Below are 15,281 nucleotides of genomic sequence, written 5' to 3'. Positions count from 1 at the left end.
AATGATCCAGTATGTGAGAAAGAATAGTAATCCTAGCACCGCCGGCGGAGCTAAAGAAGCTATCATCGCAAAAGAAAGGGCGGACCAGAGGCGCGATTTTGCCCACTGGTATGCGGCAGCGGCAATAATTTCCACCGGTCCTTCCGCACGACCATCAGGCGTTATGCTCGCCCCGTCCAACAGGCGAACATAGGGGCTCAGCACACGTTCCGACGACGGGCGACAAGCGCATTCTGCTCGGGCATTGCACTTCTCCTGCCGTTGCCGAGCATTTTCCAGCGCGATGATTAAATCAAGCTCGGACGTAAACTCCGTATAGTCAGGCCTTCCTCGAAGTCAGTCGGAAATGGCCTTAGCGCCATGCGGACAAGGTCCGCTTTGCGGCAAGGCTCCAATGTCTCGAATTGGCGCAAATGGCGGTTGTGCGCTTGGATGTTTGACCAGGCCCCTCTCGTTTCTGTATTGAGCGCCCAATGTCAGAGATGTCTCGTCGAAGGAGGAGCAGATCGTGACCGAGCGTTTCGAACGGCACCGCCAACCCTGGACATCCGAGGAACTCCAGAAGCTCAAACTACTTGCTGGCAAGGGCATGGCGCTCAAAGCAATCTCAAAAGCCATGACGCGCAGCGAGGAATCCATCAAAGACCGCGCCAAACTCGACGGCATCAAGATAGCGAAGCTGCGTTAAGCCGGGCTCGGGGCGCAGCCGGCGGAAGCTCGGCGACTCGGCGATCAATCCCGATCCTCGACCGGGCGCCAAAGTTCATCAGGTGTGGCCCGAGCGATAGCCGTGTCGTCGATGATGTGCTGCTCCTGCAGCTTGGCCTCGATCAGCGCGGTGTCGAGGAAATAGGCCAGCGTACCAAAGCTGCGGGTGGTTGCTTCGTTCTTCAGCGCCTCGATCCGATCCACTAGGTCGTCAGCCTGGCGCATCGGAATGCGCGGCACACCTGATCCGATCCTGACCGCATCCGCCATGACGCTGGCCCTCCCTAATCAGGGTATTCGCCCGCAACCCGATCATACAAGTCGACTTCCGCGGCATCAGTAGCCAGAGCCGTTTCGAGCTCATCCGCAGGCGCTATGACACCGCCGAAATGAGCGTGGAAGGCACGCGCGAAGCGGGCCTCTTCGAAAGCCACGCGGATAACTCCCTCAGCCATCGTGCCGATAACGCGAAAGCTGATCCGCCAATCAGTGCACCACACTTCGATCCGGCGCAGGCGTTCGACCGCGGACGCCCTGTCCAGCTTGATCTCGACCTGGTGCGGCCAATGCGCGGTCATCGCCACATGCCCCGCATCTTTGCCCTGACATCGACCTTCGGGCCACCAGACGGAGTCCGCGATTCCTCCGCGGCCGCGATGGGCCAGGCCGTCCGTTCGAATTGGCCGAGCAGCGCATTTGGAATGAAGCGGGTGCGGTTGGCGTAGACATGACGGTCGCCGGTCGCAGATTGGCCGTGCGTGAAGAAGCGCTGCGGCACGACGAGATGCAGGTCGTCTTTCGCGCGCGTCATCGCGACATAGAGCAGCCGGCGCTCTTCCTCGATTTCATCACGCGCACCCGCGCCAAGGTCGATCGGAATGCAGCCATCGACCGTGTTCATGACGAAGACCGACTTCCACTCCTGGCCCTTGGCGGAATGAATCGTCGAACCTTGCGCGCGATCCGCTCAACGCGCTTCGCCATCTCGGACGCAGCGCGCCGCGAAAATGTCATCAGCAGGATCCGCCGCGGATCGGCGCCGCTGACCATGAGATGGGCGACGCGGTGCGCCAGCGTGTTGGTCTTGCCGGAGCCGGCGCCAGCGATGACGAGCAGAGGCGACGAAGCTATCGTGCCAACACCATGGATCACGGCGCGGCGCTGCGCCGGATTGAGCGTGTCGAGATAGCTGATCGGGGCGATGGCGTTCATGCCTTCAGTTCCCGGACCGGCCGTGCCCCTTCCGAAAACCGGCCGCGTAGGAAGCCTAGCGAAGCCGCCCGGTCCGCATCCCGGAGAAGCTCGTCGCGGTTATGAAGCAAGGCACCGATGGCGGCTCGGGCATCACCGTGAAACTCGGCCAAAACGTTATCGATTTGCCGCTCCATTGGGTTTTGAGCAGGCGCCTGTTTTGGCAGGGCTGGCGGCATGATTGCGTCCTCAAGAATGAGAACATTATGAGAACAATCACCGCCGACGAGTCAAGCTCCCGAGCGAGATTCTCCCCCGCACTGCCAACCACCAGCGCTGGCTACGCGCGATAGCGATCAAAGGCTGTGAGCCGGATCGTCAGCGGCTCTGCATCCTCCCAGCAATAGATTTCGGTGCGGAGATAGCGAAACTCCTCCTCCTGGAGTTCGTCATCGATCTCGATCCACCAGGCTCTCGGCTTGCGGTCGCTACCGTCGGACCAGCGATATCCCCTGCCCTTCAGGTGATCTTTCATGTCGAAAGGCGCGTTCTCAGCGTAAATGCAAACGCGGCTGCGCTCACTCGATCGCAAGAGCTCGGAGAACGGTCGAGCACCACCTTCTCCTGCCGGCCTCGCCAGGACTTCCAACAATGCGTTGCAGTCATCCGCCGCGCGGTGGCCCTCATGGAACAGCCCGAACTGACCGACGAGGTAGCCGAGCTTGTTTCCCTCGAAGCCAAGATCTGCCCAAGGGATCTCTCTGACCGAACAGGCCCATGCTTTCGACGCGAAGGTCGGAGAGAGTTTTTCGCAAAATGGACGGTCGAATGCGGCGTTATGGGCGATGACGAGATCCGCAGGCTCGATCAGCGCGTCGAGCGCTACAACATCGATCTCGCGACCAGCGACCATATCGTCGGTGATGCCGGTCAGCCGTGTGATTTCCGCCGGGATCGGCTCCGACGGTTCTCGCAGGCCACTGTAGATGCCCACGACATCGCCGATCGCTCCCTCGTCGTCATAGGTGAAAGCGACGACGCCAATTTCAATGATCTCGTCCTTGGCGTGATTGAGTCCTGTTGTCTCCGTATCGACCAAAACCGCAAGGTTTGGAAACGCGCTCTCCGCTCGCGGGATGATCGGACGCGGCACGAGTTTCCGCAAAACCCGGTAGCGGTCGCTCTGTTCCAGCCGCTGTGCGGCCGCCTCCTCATTCCAGTCGGACGGCGCTTGGGGAGCTTCCGATTTTCGCTTCCGCAGCGCTGGCCGCGGTGTCTGCCGATAACCGGGCGCGTCGTCGAACAAGTCAAATTGAGTGGAGGCGATCTTCATGTGGCGGCCTTGGTCGTCGCGGAATGCCCGCCGTAAGCCGTGAAGCCTAAGAGACTGAGCGTCGGCTCACCATCGGGGCCAACCAGCTTCGATGGGATGTCCACCGCTTCGACTGATCTCAAAGCAGTTTCGTTGACGTCAATATGGTGGTTCCAGGCGTTGCGGCCACGGCGGCTTCAATCATCGCTGCAGCAATCTTGTCGGCGGGATTGATACGCCAGGCACGCGGCAAAACCGGATGGAGAATGCGGAGGACGCTCGTCGCAAGACGCTCGCCGCTCCGAAACTCCTGGCGTTCCCCGCCGATCAAACCTGGGCGAGCGATGGTCAGCGAGGGGAAGCCCAGTTCGATGATATCCCGTTCTACCTCCCCTTTCACCCGGCTGTAGAAGATGCGGGAGGCGGCATTCGCACCCATCGCGGAATTCAGGACAAAAATGGTGGCCCCATTGCGCCGCGTTAGCTGGGCGACCGACAGCGGAAAGTCGTGATCAACGCGGTAGAAGGCCTCCCTGGATCCGGCTGTTCGTATGGTCGTGCCGAGCGCGCAGATAACGGCTTCGACCGACCACCATGGGGCGTCTTCGGGCAGCCGCTCAAATTCCACGATCGGAGCGATGAGTTTTTGATGTCGCGGCAAGGGTCGACGCCCCGGAGCGATCACCTCATCTATGCGATCATCGGCTAGCGCCAGCTGTAGCACCTGCTGACCAACAAGTCCGGTTGCTCCCACGAGCATCAGCTTCATCTTGGCCCCTTGCTTCTCGATGGCCCGCGAACCTCGTCGCACCTAGCTTAGATCATAGTGCGAAATTCGGCGATCCGACGTGGCGATCGGGCGCGATCAAGACTGGGGCGGGCTACCGGAAATCTCGCGTCCGCACCCGAATTTCGTCGATGTGACCGTAGGGATCGACCAGATTTCGCGCCTTCGGCATCCCGCGCGGATCCGGCGCCGGCGAACCATGATGGAACTCGTCACCTCGCCCATGCGGCAGGGGAAAAGTCGAGCTCCTCGATCCAACGCTCGCAAGTTCTGCCGAAAGATCGAAGAGATGGCGCGCAATCATATGCACGACCTCTCCTTCGCGTTGAATATAGCCTCTGATGCCAACCATGCCGGCGCCGAGAACCGTGCGGCGGAACGTCTCGAACACCTTCTGCCAGATGACGACGTTGGCGACGCCGGTTTCGTCCTCGATCGTCATGAACATGACGCCCTTGGCCGAGCCTGGTCGCTGGCGCACGAGCACGAGGCCGGCGACATCAATCCGACGGCGGTCGCGCGCAGCGACCGCCTCGGCACAGGTCAGGATGCGCCGGCGCGCAAGGTCGGCACGCAGGAAGGCAATCGGGTGCTGGCGGAGCGTCAGACCGACGTGGCCGTAGTCCTCGACGACCTCGCTGCCAGCCGTCATGGGCTTGAGCGCGATCGCCGGCTCGCTTTGTTCTGGTATCCTCTCGGCGGCTCGGAGCGCCGCGGCGGCAAACAGCGGCAGTGGCTCGTCACGCAAGGCCTTGATTGCCCAGAGTGCCTCGCGACGCGCCAAGCCGAGCGACGGCCGAAAGGCATCCGCCTCAGCGAGCTCGCCAACGGCGGCTACCGGAATGGCAGCGCGGCGCCAGAGGTCATCAACCGAAGCATATGCCTGCCCCTCGCGACAGGAGACGAGACGCGCTGCCTCGGCGTTGCCCAGGCCTTTGACCATCCTGAGGCCAAGCCGCACGGCCAGTCGCCCGTCATCATGATCGCGGCGTTCGAGCGTGCAGTCCCAACGGCTGGCGTTGACACAGACCGGGCGGATCTCGACGCCATGTTGCTGCGCGTCGCGGACGATTTGGGCGGGAGCATAGAAGCCCATCGGCTGGGCATTGAGCAGTGCGCAGCAGAACGCGTCGGGATGCCAGCATTTCATCCACGATGACGCATAGGCGATCAAGGCGAACGAAGCGGCGTGACTTTCCGGGAAGCCATAGCTTCCGAAACCCTCGAGCTGCCGGAAGGTGCGCTCGGCGAATTCCCGCTCATAGCCATTGGCGACCATGCCGTTGATCAGCTTTTCGCCGAATTTTGAGACGCCGCCCGTGTGCTTGAACGTCGCCATGGCGCGACGGAGTTGATCGGCCTCGCCTGGGGTGAAGCCGGCGCACTCGATCGCGACCCTCATTGCCTGTTCCTGGAAGAGCGGCACGCCGAGTGTCTTGCCCAGGACGGCTTCGAGCTCGGGTTTGGGATAGTCGACATCCTCCCTGCCCTCGCGGCGCCGGAGATAAGGGTGGACCATGTCGCCCTGGATTGGGCCCGGCCGGACGATCGCGACCTCAATGACCAGGTCGTAAAAGGTGCGGGGCTTGATCCGAGGCAGCATCGCCATCTGCGCCCGGGATTCGATCTGAAACGTGCCCAGCGTGTCGGCTTTGCGGATCATCGCATAGGTGCGCGGATCCTCGGCGGGGATCGTCGCGAGATCGAGCCGGATATCCTTATGGTCGGCGAGGAGATCGAAAGCGCGACGCATGCACGACAACATGCCGAGCGCCAGCACGTCGACCTTCATGAATTTCAGGACGTCGATATCGTCCTTGTCCCACTCGATCACCTGGCGATCTTCCATGGCGGCGGGTTCAATCGGAACAAGCTCATCCAATCTGTCGCGAGTGAGCACGAACCCGCCCGGGTGCTGAGAAAGATGCCGCGGTGTACCTACCAGCTGATGAGCAAGCTCAAGCGTCAGTCGCAACCGGCGATCGGCGAGATTGAGATTGAGGCCTTCGGCATGTTTCGCCTCTACACCCTCGGACCAGCCCCAAACCTGCGACGACAATGTCTTGGTCAGGTCCTCGGGCAGGCCTAGTGCCTTGCCGACGTCGCGCAAGGCTCCTTTGGATCGATACCTTATAACGGTCGAGCAAAGCGCGGCGCGATCGCGGCCGTAGGTCTCATAGACCCACTGGATCACCTCTTCGCGCCGTTCGTGTTCGAAATCGACGTCAATATCGGGCGGCTCCCGCCTCTCCTCAGAAACGAAACGCTCGAAAAGCAGGTCGTTGCGGTCAGGATCGATCGACGTAATGCCGAGGACGAAGCAGACGGCTGAATTCGCCGCGGACCCCCTGCCCTGGCAGAGAATGTCCTTGGAACGCGCGAACCTCACGATGCTGTTCACTGTCAGGAAAAAGGGCGCGTATTCCAATTTCTCGATCAGGCGCAGCTCGTGTTCTAGGTTGCCGCGCACCTTATCGGGAAGCCCCTCCGGATAACGTGCGGCGGCGCCCTCCCAGGTCAATTTCTCCAGGGCCTCTTGTGGAGTGAGTTCCGGGAAAAGCCGTTCCTCTGGATACTGGTAAGCGAGCTCCTCGAGGTTGAAGCGGCAGCGCTCCGTGATCTCGATGGTCCGCGCCAGCGCTTCAGGATAGCGGGCGAAGAGCCGCTGCATTTCCTCTGGGGGCTTCAAATACCTGTCGGCAAAACGCTCGCGCCGATGGCCAAGCTCGTCGATCGTGACGTTGTGCCGGATCGCCGTCACCACATCCTGCAGGACCTGGCGCGCCGGCTCGTGAAAAAGGACGTCATTGGTAACGACCGTCGGAACGCGCGCGGTCGCCGCCATATTCGACAGCTCCCAGAGGCGCACCTGATCATTCGGCCGCCGGCGGAGAGACATTGCTACATAGGCGCGATTGCTGAAGGCCTCCCGCAGTCGGCGCAATTGCATTGCGCAGGCCTCGTCGACGGCATCCGGAATGAGAGCGACAATCAGCCCTTCCCCGTAGGCGACGAGATCAGCCCATTGGAGGCAACATTTTGCCTTGCCCCCGCGCTTTTTCCCGAGCGACAGGAGCCGGCACAATCGCGCATAGGCGGGACGGTCTGTTGGGTAGACTAGCGCCGACATGCCATCGGTGAAGTCCAGCCGGCAGCCTACGATGAGCCTGACGCCTGTGGCTTTGGCGGCCTCATGGGCCCGGACAATTCCCGCCAGGCTATTGCGATCGACAATTCCAATCGCCTCGATGCCGAGCGCAGCCGCCTGGGCGAACAATTCCTCGCAGGACGATGCGCCGCGCAGAAATGAGAAATGCGATGTCGCCTGCAGCTCGGCGTAGCGCGGGCTCATCCGAATATTCCATGCAGGAACCAGCGCTGGCTACCGCTATCGGAGTGCTCGCCATCCCCCGAGCGAAATATCCAGTAGCGCTCGCCGGTTTCGTCCTCGACGCGGAAATAGTCCCGCACTGTCGTCATCTCAGCATCGCGCTTCCACCATTCATTGCGAATTCGCTCAGGCCCGTCGGCCCGATGTAGCGGGAAATTGTTTCGGCCGCGCCGATGGGCTCACCAAACACGCGACGGACCTCGACAATCTCCGGCTCTCGGATCGGATCGACCGGCTCAGCGGCTCTCCCAAGCGCCTGGTCGAGCCGCCGGCCGATCTCAGGGCCGAAGCGAAGCGCGAGCGGCGCCCGCGGCTGGTCGAGCAGTTCGCCAATTTGCTCGAAGCCCAGTTTCCGCAGACCAGCGACAATTTCCGGATCGAGGCGAAGGGCTGAAATGGGCAGTGCTCGCAATAATGGCTCGGCGGCGCCTACGGGAATGATCGTCGTCGCTCGGCCAAGGAAGCGAGCCGCGGCATGAGCAGCTCCCCAGGTATCGGCGACCGCGGCGCGCGTCTCAATTCCAGACGAGTTGAAGCGCTGCACGATCGCCTGCAGCATCGCCCCTTCACCGCCATGCAGATGGTCGGCGCCGGTCGTGTCGATCACCAATCCATCCGGTGGATCAGCCATCACCACCGGCGAGACGCGCTGCAGGGCCCAGAGCGCCAGTTTGATCAGCCCATCGGCATCAGCCTGGCGATCAGCATCCATGACGATGAGCCCCGGAGCGATCGCTTGCGCCTTGGCGCCCGGCATACCCAGGCGAAGGCCGAGGCGTTCGGCGTTGATATCGATTGCGGTGACGACGCGTCGGCGGCCCTCGCGGCCGATCAGTACGAGCGGTTGATCAGCCGGTGGCGAAGCGTCGCCCAATTTCCTTCTGAGGCGATCCGTGGACCACCTCGGAAGGAAGAGCGAGACGACCCGTGCCATCGCAAGCCTCCACTTCGAAATCGGCGCTTTCTCCGGCGCGGCATCGGATCAATTCAATGAGCCACCGGTGACGAGCGACGCCCGGGACCGGCAGCGGCCGAGAAGGCAGGACGGAGACACGCCATCGCGTGACGCTTGCCGTCGGCTGCCCAAAATCGCTGGCTTCCGTTTGCCGTTGCCATCGTCGGAGCGCGATGCCGATCGCGCGCTGTCCTTCGGCGGCCAGCTGCAGCCGGCGCGAAGCGGTCATCGTGAGATGGGCAACCTCAGCAATGACGGCTCCAAAACCGCCGTGTCGCAGTCCTTCCTCGAAACAGGCCAGCAGCGCCTTTTCATCGCCCGCCTCGACATGGATAAGCCTGTCGGGGGCAAGCCCAGCCTGCGCAAGCGCTGGGGCAAAAAGGTCGGAGCGCGTCACGCACCAGAGGACCTTGCCGCGTGTCCGCGCGGCAATGCCGGCTGTAAATAGGCCCGCGGCTGCGCCGTCGACTGCACCATTCCCGCCGCCGGCAACCTCATGCAAACACCCGACGGCAAGTCCGCCGCCCGGCAGACGATTATCAATTTCGGCCAGGCCAAACGGTAGAACAGCCCGCGCGCGACGCCGCCCGCCCTCGAGGCGCTCGATGCGCTCTCGAAGATCGGCAATAGCAGGACTGATGGTCCGGTCCGGCATGGCGAATTGGCGGCTCCACGCTTTGCAATAGGCCTCTCCCTCAGATCGTTCTTTATTTGTTCTCATCCCCTCGCGGAGTCAATCGGAGTCTTTTCGAGGCGAGTGCCAGGTTGCTGGCGGCGGCCTCGGAGGGAGATAGATCGCGCGTCGGCGCAGTCAGCCGTGGCGTCGATCCACGACATTTCCGTCGGCATCCCTGAGGATAATCTCGAATGCGTCCCGCACGGCTATCTTTGCCGTTTCCGTTTTCTCGATGTGGACCACCTTCTCGATCTCGGCGATCCAGAACTCGCGGGTGCTCTCCGGCCGGAGCTGCACATGCTTGATCCCGGTCGCTGCCGCGACCTTTGCCGCACCCTTCTGCAGCGGAAGCGGACTGACGATGATGCCTCCTTCTGCGCCCGTATCGATGATCCGAAATGCGACTGCGGCGACCGCCTCCTGACTAAGGCGGTTCCCGTGCCGTCGGCATTCAATCAGAATGATTGCGCCGTCCCCGTCGCGCACGCCCTTGGCGTCGATTTCCCACTCAGTGCCGGTCCGCCGACCGACAACCAATTGCTTTCCTTGGACCTCGGCTAGGCCGAACCTTTCCCCTATTCGCTCGAGCACATATTGCGCGACGAGCTCGTAATTCTTCCAAGAGACACTGTCTTTGCCGGCACGTTTGGGTCGGGCGGTTTTCTTCGACACAATACGCACCTTCACCACTCGGACTCGGGCCGCCCGATTTTGGCCCTTCCCGGCACCAACCCGGTGCTGTCTGCGATCCGGCGGGTGACGCAAAACCATAGCTTTGCGGCCTGCCTATCCCCTTTATCGCGGGCAGCCCGTGCGATCTGCCGAGCCGCATAGTACCCAGCCGTACCCTCGTGCTCGACCAGTGCTGTCGCTTCCTGGTCTATCAGGTGCTTGTATGCGCGTCGTCGGGCGAGCCAGGAGAACAGCATGTGCAACCTGTATTATGCCGATGTGCTGATTATGCCGAGGTGCCGTGAGCGGAGCCGGCGCAGAGCGGCATCCACCCTAAAAACATCGGCATATTCTGGCGCGTTCCGCCTGCAGTCTGCGAGAGGTGATCCATCGCAGGGTTGAGAAAGTGCATGCCGATCCAATTCCGGTGCATTCCGAGGCGGTCGGGGTCACCCGCGGCCGGTACATAAAAGGCGACAGGAATCGCCGCCTAGCACCGGAAACGGTCCCCAGTATGCGTGCTCCGGCAGTGCGCCGCGGTTGGAGCGTCGCTCCCTGACGTGAGCATCCCGTTGCCGATATTTTCCGTGACGAAACCTTCGACCGCGAACATGCTCGGCCACTTCCTAGGCCAGCAGCAACTGTTCGACTGGCGAGTCGCTGCCGCTGGGCCGAAGCGGCAACGCTGCTTTGATGATCTGGCGCAGCGCCTCCCGTTCTCGTGCTCGAGGACATCCTCCATCTGAATGGCGAACGCTACTTGCCTTCGAGCGGGTGATTGCAGCGGTGGAAGTCACCCGCATCAGTAGGTAGGACTCTGCGACAGTCGCCTCGCATCTCAGCCAGCAGCGGCAGGACCCGCCCGCGGTGCGTATTCACAACGACCATACGCAAAGCGCATGCAGGAACTTTTCCCGACTCGTGTCGTTTAAGCGAACGGTGTGGCTTCTCTCGACCTTAGCGCAGTCTTGATACTACGCCGCAAACAGGGGTCTTGGGGGGTACTATGGAGTCAGGCGCGCAATTGTTCAGACCGCCGAAGGGCGCGCCATTCCTTGATGAAAACGCACTGACCATCCTCCCGGTGGCAGCCTGCGCATGCGACGCCGACGGAGCGATAATCCAGTACAATCGCCATGCTGTGCAAATCTGGGGGCGCGAACCGCGGCTAGGTGATCCAGCCGAACGATTGTTCGGCGTGCGCCAGATCCTCCGGCAGGGCGAGCGCCCCTCCTCGCTGTCCGATGCTCCGGTGGCGGAGGCTCTTCGAAGTGGCCACCTTCAGCGCGATGTCGGGACCGTAATCGAGCGGCCGGACGGGAGCCGGATTCGCGCGCGGCTCGACATCAACCCCGTCAAGGACCCGTGCGGCGCGATCACCGGAGCAGTCATATGCTTTCAGGCATCCCTTACGGATGGGCCTTTCGAGGTGGATGACCATGAATGCCTGCCCCAGGCCATCGTCGCAGCCACTCCGGAATGCTTCAAGCTCGTGAATCGCGATGGAATGCTCCTGCACATGAATGCCGCAGGCCTGAGGATGATCGAGGCCGACGATCTCGCGCAGGTTAAGGGGCGGCCGGCCGTGGAACTGGTCGCGCCTTACGATCGCGCCATGTGGCTGCACCACCACAGGCGCGTCTGCGACGGTGCCCGCGCAAGCTGGGAATTCGACATCGTCGGATTGCGGGGCTCGCGGCGTCACATGGAAACGCATGCCGCGCCGTTTGCGCTGCCGGACGGAACCGTCGGGCAACTCGCGATCACCCACGACATCACGGAGCGCAAGCAAAGCGAGGACGCATTGCGTGCGAGCGAGGAACGGCTGCGCGAAATCCTCGAAGCGCTCCCCAACGCGGTCTATACAACGGACGCCGAGGGTCGCATTAGCTTCTACAATCAGGCGGCCGTCGATATGTCCGGCCGGCGGCCGGAACTCGGGAGCGATAAATGGTGCGTGACCTGGAGGCTCTATTGGCCTGACGGGAGCCCGTTGCCGCACGACGAGTGCCCGATGGCGATCGCGCTCAAGGAGAAGCGCGCCATCCGTGGGGCGGAGGCGATCGCCGAGCGTCCCGACGGCTCTCGCGTGCCCTTCATCCCCTATCCGACGCCGCTTTTCGACGAGGAAGGCAAGCTGACCGGCGCCGTCAACATGCTGGTCGACATCACGGACCGCAAGAAGGCTGAAGCCTATGCGGAGCGACTGGCGGCGATCGTCGCGTTCTCGGACGACGCCATCATCAGCAAGGATACAGCCGGGATCATTCAGACCTGGAACGAGGGTGCGAAACGCCTGTTCGGCTACACCGCGGATGAAGCCATCGGCAGGCCGGTGACAATGCTGATTCCACCCGAGCGTCAGGACGAGGAGCCGCAGATTCTCGCCCGCATTCGCCGCGGCGAGCGCATCGATCATTATGAAACCGTGCGGATGCGCAAGGACGGGTCCCTGCTCGACATCTCGCTCACCGTATCGCCGTTGAAGGACGGAAGCGGCAAGGTCATCGGCGCTTCCAAGATCGCCCGGGACATCACCGAGCGGCGGCGTCACGAAGAGCGCCGCAGGCTTCTCGTCAACGAGCTGAACCACCGCGTCAAGAATACCTTGGCGACCGTTCAATCGCTCGCGGCGCAGACCTTTCGCGGTCACGCCTCCAGCGAAGTCCTTCAACAATTCGAGCGCAGACTGATCGCGCTCTCGACGGCGCATAACATCCTGACGCGGGAGAGCTGGGAAGGGGCCAACCTCGACGAGATCGTGGAGCATGCCGTTTCCGCGGTCTGCGCCGAGCCGAGCCGACGGTTTGAGATCAGCGGGCCTCGCCGGCGATTGGAGCCGAGAGCTGCCCTCTCGCTGTCGCTTGCGCTGCATGAGCTTTGCACCAACGCGGCGAAATATGGGGCTCTGGCAAACGAGGCCGGTCGCCTCAGGATCGCCTGGGACGTGCGGCCGGATGGCTCGGGCGAACGGTTGCACCTGAGGTGGGAGGAAAGGGATGGCCCTCGCGTGGCGTCGCCCATGCGTAAGGGTTTTGGCAGCAGGCTGCTGGAGAGAGCCCTAGCCCGGGAACTCGGCGCCGAGGTTCAACTCATGTTCGCCCCGACCGGCGTTGTCTGCGAGATCGAGGCCAGAATTTCATGAGCGGCTCCTCAGACCGAACGTCCTCGCAGTCGTCTCCCGAAGATCCCGCCACCCCGAGGAGGTTGCGGATTTTTATCCTGGAAGACGAAGCACTGGTCGCCATGCTGATCGAGGACATGATCCTCGAGTTGGGTCATGACGTTGCTGCAGTCTCGTCGCGGATTGACGAGGCGCTCGTGATCGCGCGGACCGCGTCCTTCGACCTGGCCATCCTCGATGTCAATCTGAATGGGAAGCCAAGCTATCCAGTCGCCGACGTGCTGATCTCCAGGAATATTCCGTTTGCCTTCGCCACCGGCTATGGCCGCCAGGATCATGATGCCAGGTACCAGCATGTCCCGATCCTGCCCAAGCCGTTCGTTGGCACTGATCTAGCGGGTATCATTTCGGAGCTGGCGAAGAGCGGAGCGCGGGCCTGATGTCGGCGCCGCGCGCGCCAACGGTGCATGGGGCCGACCTGCGCTTGACCGGAAGCGTCACGTTACTGGCGGAATATCCGACCGCCGACATATTCGCGGTGCCGATCTGAATCCTCGTCCGAGGTGCCGGGGGCATGGCGAACACAGCTTCGCGCGCCCCAGCCAAAATGGCGGCCGCTCCCAGCGCTCCGGGTACGAGCGATTCTGCCGAAGAACGGCCTGATCCGTGCGCATCAGCAGCGCATCCTCGGTGGCCAGTTCATGCATGGTTCTTTCATCGGCGCCATAATTCGCCGCTATCAATTTGCGCGGTTCCCTTCGATGGCTTTGCCGAGCCGGTCGAGTTCGAGCGAGTAGCAAAACAACCCGAACAACATCCAGGCCACTAGAAGACTCTTGATCAATCCCTCACTGATCGGCGGTAAGACTTCGAGCGCAGGTATATGGCGGAAAAACAGTGCCGAAAAAAGCGCGCCGCCGAAGAAGAAGCTGACCCGACTTGAAAACTGGAGAAAATGACCGATCAACGCGCTTCGAAATGGAGCTTGAATTGCGATCCAGCGATACCTGATCCAATAGGCGCAAAGCAGGACTAACGTTCCCAAGGTTACCTTCATCTCGATGAAAATGCTGACCTGCTGTGGCTCGCCAAGCCGCTCTACCACCTGTCGAAAAAGAGGGAAGACAACAATGAAAAGAAATATGGCGGCCACCGATTGGATGACCAAGAGACTAAGATAGATGAATTTCTGTTGTATTGCAGTGGTATGTATTTGCAAGGCGCACCTTGAAATTATTCCGCGCGCCTCTTCAGCGCAAACGGCGGCGTCAAGCGGCGTTCCGCTCTGATTGTATAACGACTAACCGCATCATGTCCTGCAACTTCAACGGCTTGCCGTGCCGATCGGCACCCAAGCCCCGCGCCGATTCACACTCTCATGGTCAGACCACGAGGTGCGGAAGCGCATGAATGAGCATGGCCCATAAGCCAGGTCCTCACGGCCGCGCTTGCAGTCGACGTGGCCTAGGGTTCGCCGAGGGGCTGCCGCTGTACATTTCCAGACAGGTGATCAACTCGACATAGCTCGGTGAACTGGCGATCTGGGTCTCCTGCGAACAGCTCTCGCGGTGCGAGCGGCTGGATTCCACCCAGGTGGCGCGAAGTTGGCTCGCGGCCGCGGTTTCGTCCCGCACGCACCCTGCATAGGGGTCGGTGTCCTCTGGGCTGAGGGCCCGCGCTTGACGGCAGCTTGCTTCGATATCGATGCGCGGCATCTCCTGGGCAATGACGGCCGAGCACCACATCGCTGATGAAGCCAGCACAAATCGCAGCAAACGTTGCCTCATAGCAGTCTCCTAATGCGAATGACGATCCAACGCGGTGCTGATTTCGTCGGCCAAGCGCGTCGCGAGCTCTCGATATCCGGTGCATCTCTCTTCGCGAACCGGCGAAACCGCCAGTTCCCATCTGGCCAAGGCGGCTGCCGCATCGCGAAGGTCCATGCAAAGGGTGTGGAAATCCTCGTCCCTCGCGGCAAGCTCCTTGATGGCCTGCCCCCGGTCCGGAAACCGGGCGATGGCGGCCCGCAGACTCTGGCCCATTGTGAGATCACGCGAATGCTGTGCTGCGGAAAGGCGTCGTCATCGGAGCGAGCATGGCCGATAAAACCGCCCCATCGGGGAGCAGGTTACGCTAGCGAGACGTTGGCGTCCTACCCCGCAGGCTCCGAAAGCCGCGCCATCGGCGTCGTCAACGACACACCCGCCTGCCGTTGACAATAGCGCAGCCGCGCCGCACGGGCGCGACCACCACGGCCCGCGGAGCCACCGCGCGACGCGCCACCACCGCACCGTTCGGTCCTGCACAACCGGCCCGCACAACCCCGCGCGCGCAAACGACTGCGCTGGCCTCGGTCGGAGAGAAGGCCGCCGCCATGGCCAAGATCCCTAAGCCGAAGATTGAAAATTTCATGTCGTGGTCCTTTTCGGAACTGAAGGTGAGATGGATCTCGGACGAGCTGCATG

Annotated in this window: 15 protein-coding genes and 2 pseudogenes; 3 read left to right on the top strand and 14 right to left on the bottom strand. The window is 62.0% G+C overall.

Going from position 1 to position 15,281, the window contains the following annotated elements; all coding sequences use genetic code 11:
• The first annotated feature begins 508 nt into the window (after window positions 1–508).
• Window positions 509–688: a hypothetical protein gene (locus AB4Z10_RS13370; protein WP_133565138.1), complete on the top strand. Its 180-nt coding sequence runs from the start codon at window positions 509–511 to the stop codon at window positions 686–688.
• 44 nt (window positions 689–732) lie between these two features.
• Here the strand turns inward: AB4Z10_RS13370 and AB4Z10_RS13365 are convergent, their stop codons facing one another.
• The 10 genes and pseudogenes from AB4Z10_RS13365 to AB4Z10_RS13320 form a co-directional block, all read right to left on the bottom strand.
• On the bottom strand, window positions 733–978 hold the full coding sequence (locus AB4Z10_RS13365) for a hypothetical protein (protein ID WP_441470872.1): 246 nt from the start codon (window positions 976–978) through the stop codon (window positions 733–735).
• Between the two features lie 14 nt (window positions 979–992).
• Window positions 993–1,292, bottom strand: coding sequence for a hypothetical protein (locus tag AB4Z10_RS13360; protein WP_441470871.1), 300 nt, complete (start codon window positions 1,290–1,292; stop codon window positions 993–995).
• Window positions 1,283–1,657, bottom strand: a pseudogene (locus AB4Z10_RS13355) (3'-5' exonuclease); the annotation flags it as partial. The pseudogene AB4Z10_RS13355 and the gene AB4Z10_RS13360, both read right to left, overlap by 10 nt.
• On the bottom strand, window positions 1,606–1,920 hold the full coding sequence (locus AB4Z10_RS13350) for a UvrD-helicase domain-containing protein (RefSeq protein WP_441470870.1): 315 nt from the start codon (window positions 1,918–1,920) through the stop codon (window positions 1,606–1,608). The pseudogene AB4Z10_RS13355 and the gene AB4Z10_RS13350, both read right to left, overlap by 52 nt.
• Window positions 1,921–2,239: 319 nt before the next feature.
• A complete protein-coding gene (locus AB4Z10_RS13345) occupies window positions 2,240–3,232 on the bottom strand; it encodes a 3'-5' exonuclease (protein WP_441470869.1) in 993 nt (330 codons plus the stop codon).
• Between the two features lie 118 nt (window positions 3,233–3,350).
• Window positions 3,351–3,980 (bottom strand): Rossmann-fold NAD(P)-binding domain-containing protein, encoded by a 630-nt coding sequence (locus tag AB4Z10_RS13340; protein ID WP_441470868.1) that lies wholly within the window; start codon window positions 3,978–3,980, stop codon window positions 3,351–3,353.
• 112 nt (window positions 3,981–4,092) lie between these two features.
• Complete coding sequence (locus tag AB4Z10_RS13335; protein WP_441470867.1) at window positions 4,093–7,350, bottom strand: error-prone DNA polymerase; 3,258 nt, start codon at window positions 7,348–7,350, stop codon at window positions 4,093–4,095.
• Window positions 7,347–8,323 (bottom strand): annotated as a pseudogene (locus AB4Z10_RS13330) (Y-family DNA polymerase). Before AB4Z10_RS13330 ends, AB4Z10_RS13335 begins: the two are co-directional and overlap by 4 nt.
• Entirely contained in the window at window positions 8,238–8,999 is a 762-nt protein-coding gene (locus AB4Z10_RS13325; protein WP_441470866.1) for an ImuA family protein, read from the bottom strand. The pseudogene AB4Z10_RS13330 and the gene AB4Z10_RS13325 overlap by 86 nt, the downstream one beginning before the upstream one ends.
• Window positions 9,000–9,155: 156 nt before the next feature.
• The gene (locus AB4Z10_RS13320) at window positions 9,156–9,707 is read right to left on the bottom strand and encodes a restriction endonuclease (protein ID WP_441470865.1); all 552 of its coding nucleotides are present in this window, start codon (window positions 9,705–9,707) and stop codon (window positions 9,156–9,158) included.
• Window positions 9,708–10,698: 991 nt separating this feature from the next.
• Here AB4Z10_RS13320 and AB4Z10_RS13315 point away from each other — a divergent pair.
• Both AB4Z10_RS13315 and AB4Z10_RS13310 read left to right on the top strand, forming a co-directional pair.
• Window positions 10,699–12,837, top strand: a complete 2,139-nt coding sequence (locus tag AB4Z10_RS13315) for a PAS domain-containing sensor histidine kinase (RefSeq protein WP_441470864.1) — start codon at window positions 10,699–10,701, stop codon at window positions 12,835–12,837.
• Window positions 12,834–13,256 carry a response regulator gene (locus AB4Z10_RS13310; RefSeq protein WP_441470863.1) on the top strand — a complete coding sequence of 141 codons (423 nt, stop codon included), beginning with the start codon at window positions 12,834–12,836 and terminating at the stop codon, window positions 13,254–13,256. Before AB4Z10_RS13315 ends, AB4Z10_RS13310 begins: the two co-directional genes overlap by 4 nt.
• Window positions 13,257–13,555: 299 nt before the next feature.
• Here the strand turns inward: AB4Z10_RS13310 and AB4Z10_RS13305 are convergent, their stop codons facing one another.
• The 4 genes from AB4Z10_RS13305 to AB4Z10_RS13290 all read right to left on the bottom strand — a co-directional run bounded on the left by AB4Z10_RS13305 (window position 13,556) and on the right by AB4Z10_RS13290 (window position 15,192).
• Window positions 13,556–13,969 carry a hypothetical protein gene (locus tag AB4Z10_RS13305; protein ID WP_441470862.1) on the bottom strand — a complete coding sequence of 138 codons (414 nt, stop codon included), beginning with the start codon at window positions 13,967–13,969 and terminating at the stop codon, window positions 13,556–13,558.
• A gap of 283 nt (window positions 13,970–14,252) precedes the next feature.
• Entirely contained in the window at window positions 14,253–14,603 is a 351-nt protein-coding gene (locus AB4Z10_RS13300; protein WP_441470861.1) for a hypothetical protein, read from the bottom strand.
• Window positions 14,604–14,612: 9 nt separating this feature from the next.
• Window positions 14,613–14,858, bottom strand: a complete 246-nt coding sequence (locus tag AB4Z10_RS13295; protein ID WP_441470860.1) for a hypothetical protein — start codon at window positions 14,856–14,858, stop codon at window positions 14,613–14,615.
• A 148-nt stretch (window positions 14,859–15,006) separates the two neighbouring features.
• Window positions 15,007–15,192, bottom strand: a complete 186-nt coding sequence (locus tag AB4Z10_RS13290; protein ID WP_441471084.1) for a hypothetical protein — start codon at window positions 15,190–15,192, stop codon at window positions 15,007–15,009.
• Between the last annotated feature and the right edge of the window lie 89 nt (window positions 15,193–15,281).

It is taken from the genome of Allobosea sp. RAF48, from assembly GCF_052114025.1.
In the GTDB taxonomy this organism is placed as follows: domain Bacteria; phylum Pseudomonadota; class Alphaproteobacteria; order Rhizobiales; family Beijerinckiaceae; genus Allobosea.
Note: the sequence above shows the minus strand (reverse complement) of the source record. Positions and strands in the feature narration are given on the sequence as shown.

What these genes read in the sequence shown, in the direction of transcription:
- AB4Z10_RS13300 (WP_441470861.1), bottom strand. Translation starts at nt 14,603, where the DNA reads ATGAGGCAACGTTTGCTGCGATTTGTGCTGGCTTCATCAGCGATGTGG.
- AB4Z10_RS13350 (WP_441470870.1), bottom strand. Translation starts at nt 1,920, where the DNA reads ATGAACGCCATCGCCCCGATCAGCTATCTCGACACGCTCAATCCGGCG.
- AB4Z10_RS13310 (WP_441470863.1), top strand. Translation starts at nt 12,834, where the DNA reads ATGAGCGGCTCCTCAGACCGAACGTCCTCGCAGTCGTCTCCCGAAGAT.
- AB4Z10_RS13335 (WP_441470867.1), bottom strand. Translation starts at nt 7,350, where the DNA reads ATGAGCCCGCGCTACGCCGAGCTGCAGGCGACATCGCATTTCTCATTT.
- AB4Z10_RS13340 (WP_441470868.1), bottom strand. Translation starts at nt 3,980, where the DNA reads ATGAAGCTGATGCTCGTGGGAGCAACCGGACTTGTTGGTCAGCAGGTG.
- AB4Z10_RS13345 (WP_441470869.1), bottom strand. Translation starts at nt 3,232, where the DNA reads ATGAAGATCGCCTCCACTCAATTTGACTTGTTCGACGACGCGCCCGGT.
- AB4Z10_RS13315 (WP_441470864.1), top strand. Translation starts at nt 10,699, where the DNA reads ATGGAGTCAGGCGCGCAATTGTTCAGACCGCCGAAGGGCGCGCCATTC.
- AB4Z10_RS13290 (WP_441471084.1), bottom strand. Translation starts at nt 15,192, where the DNA reads ATGGCGGCGGCCTTCTCTCCGACCGAGGCCAGCGCAGTCGTTTGCGCG.
- AB4Z10_RS13295 (WP_441470860.1), bottom strand. Translation starts at nt 14,858, where the DNA reads ATGGGCCAGAGTCTGCGGGCCGCCATCGCCCGGTTTCCGGACCGGGGG.
- AB4Z10_RS13325 (WP_441470866.1), bottom strand. Translation starts at nt 8,999, where the DNA reads ATGCCGGACCGGACCATCAGTCCTGCTATTGCCGATCTTCGAGAGCGC.
- AB4Z10_RS13365 (WP_441470872.1), bottom strand. Translation starts at nt 978, where the DNA reads ATGGCGGATGCGGTCAGGATCGGATCAGGTGTGCCGCGCATTCCGATG.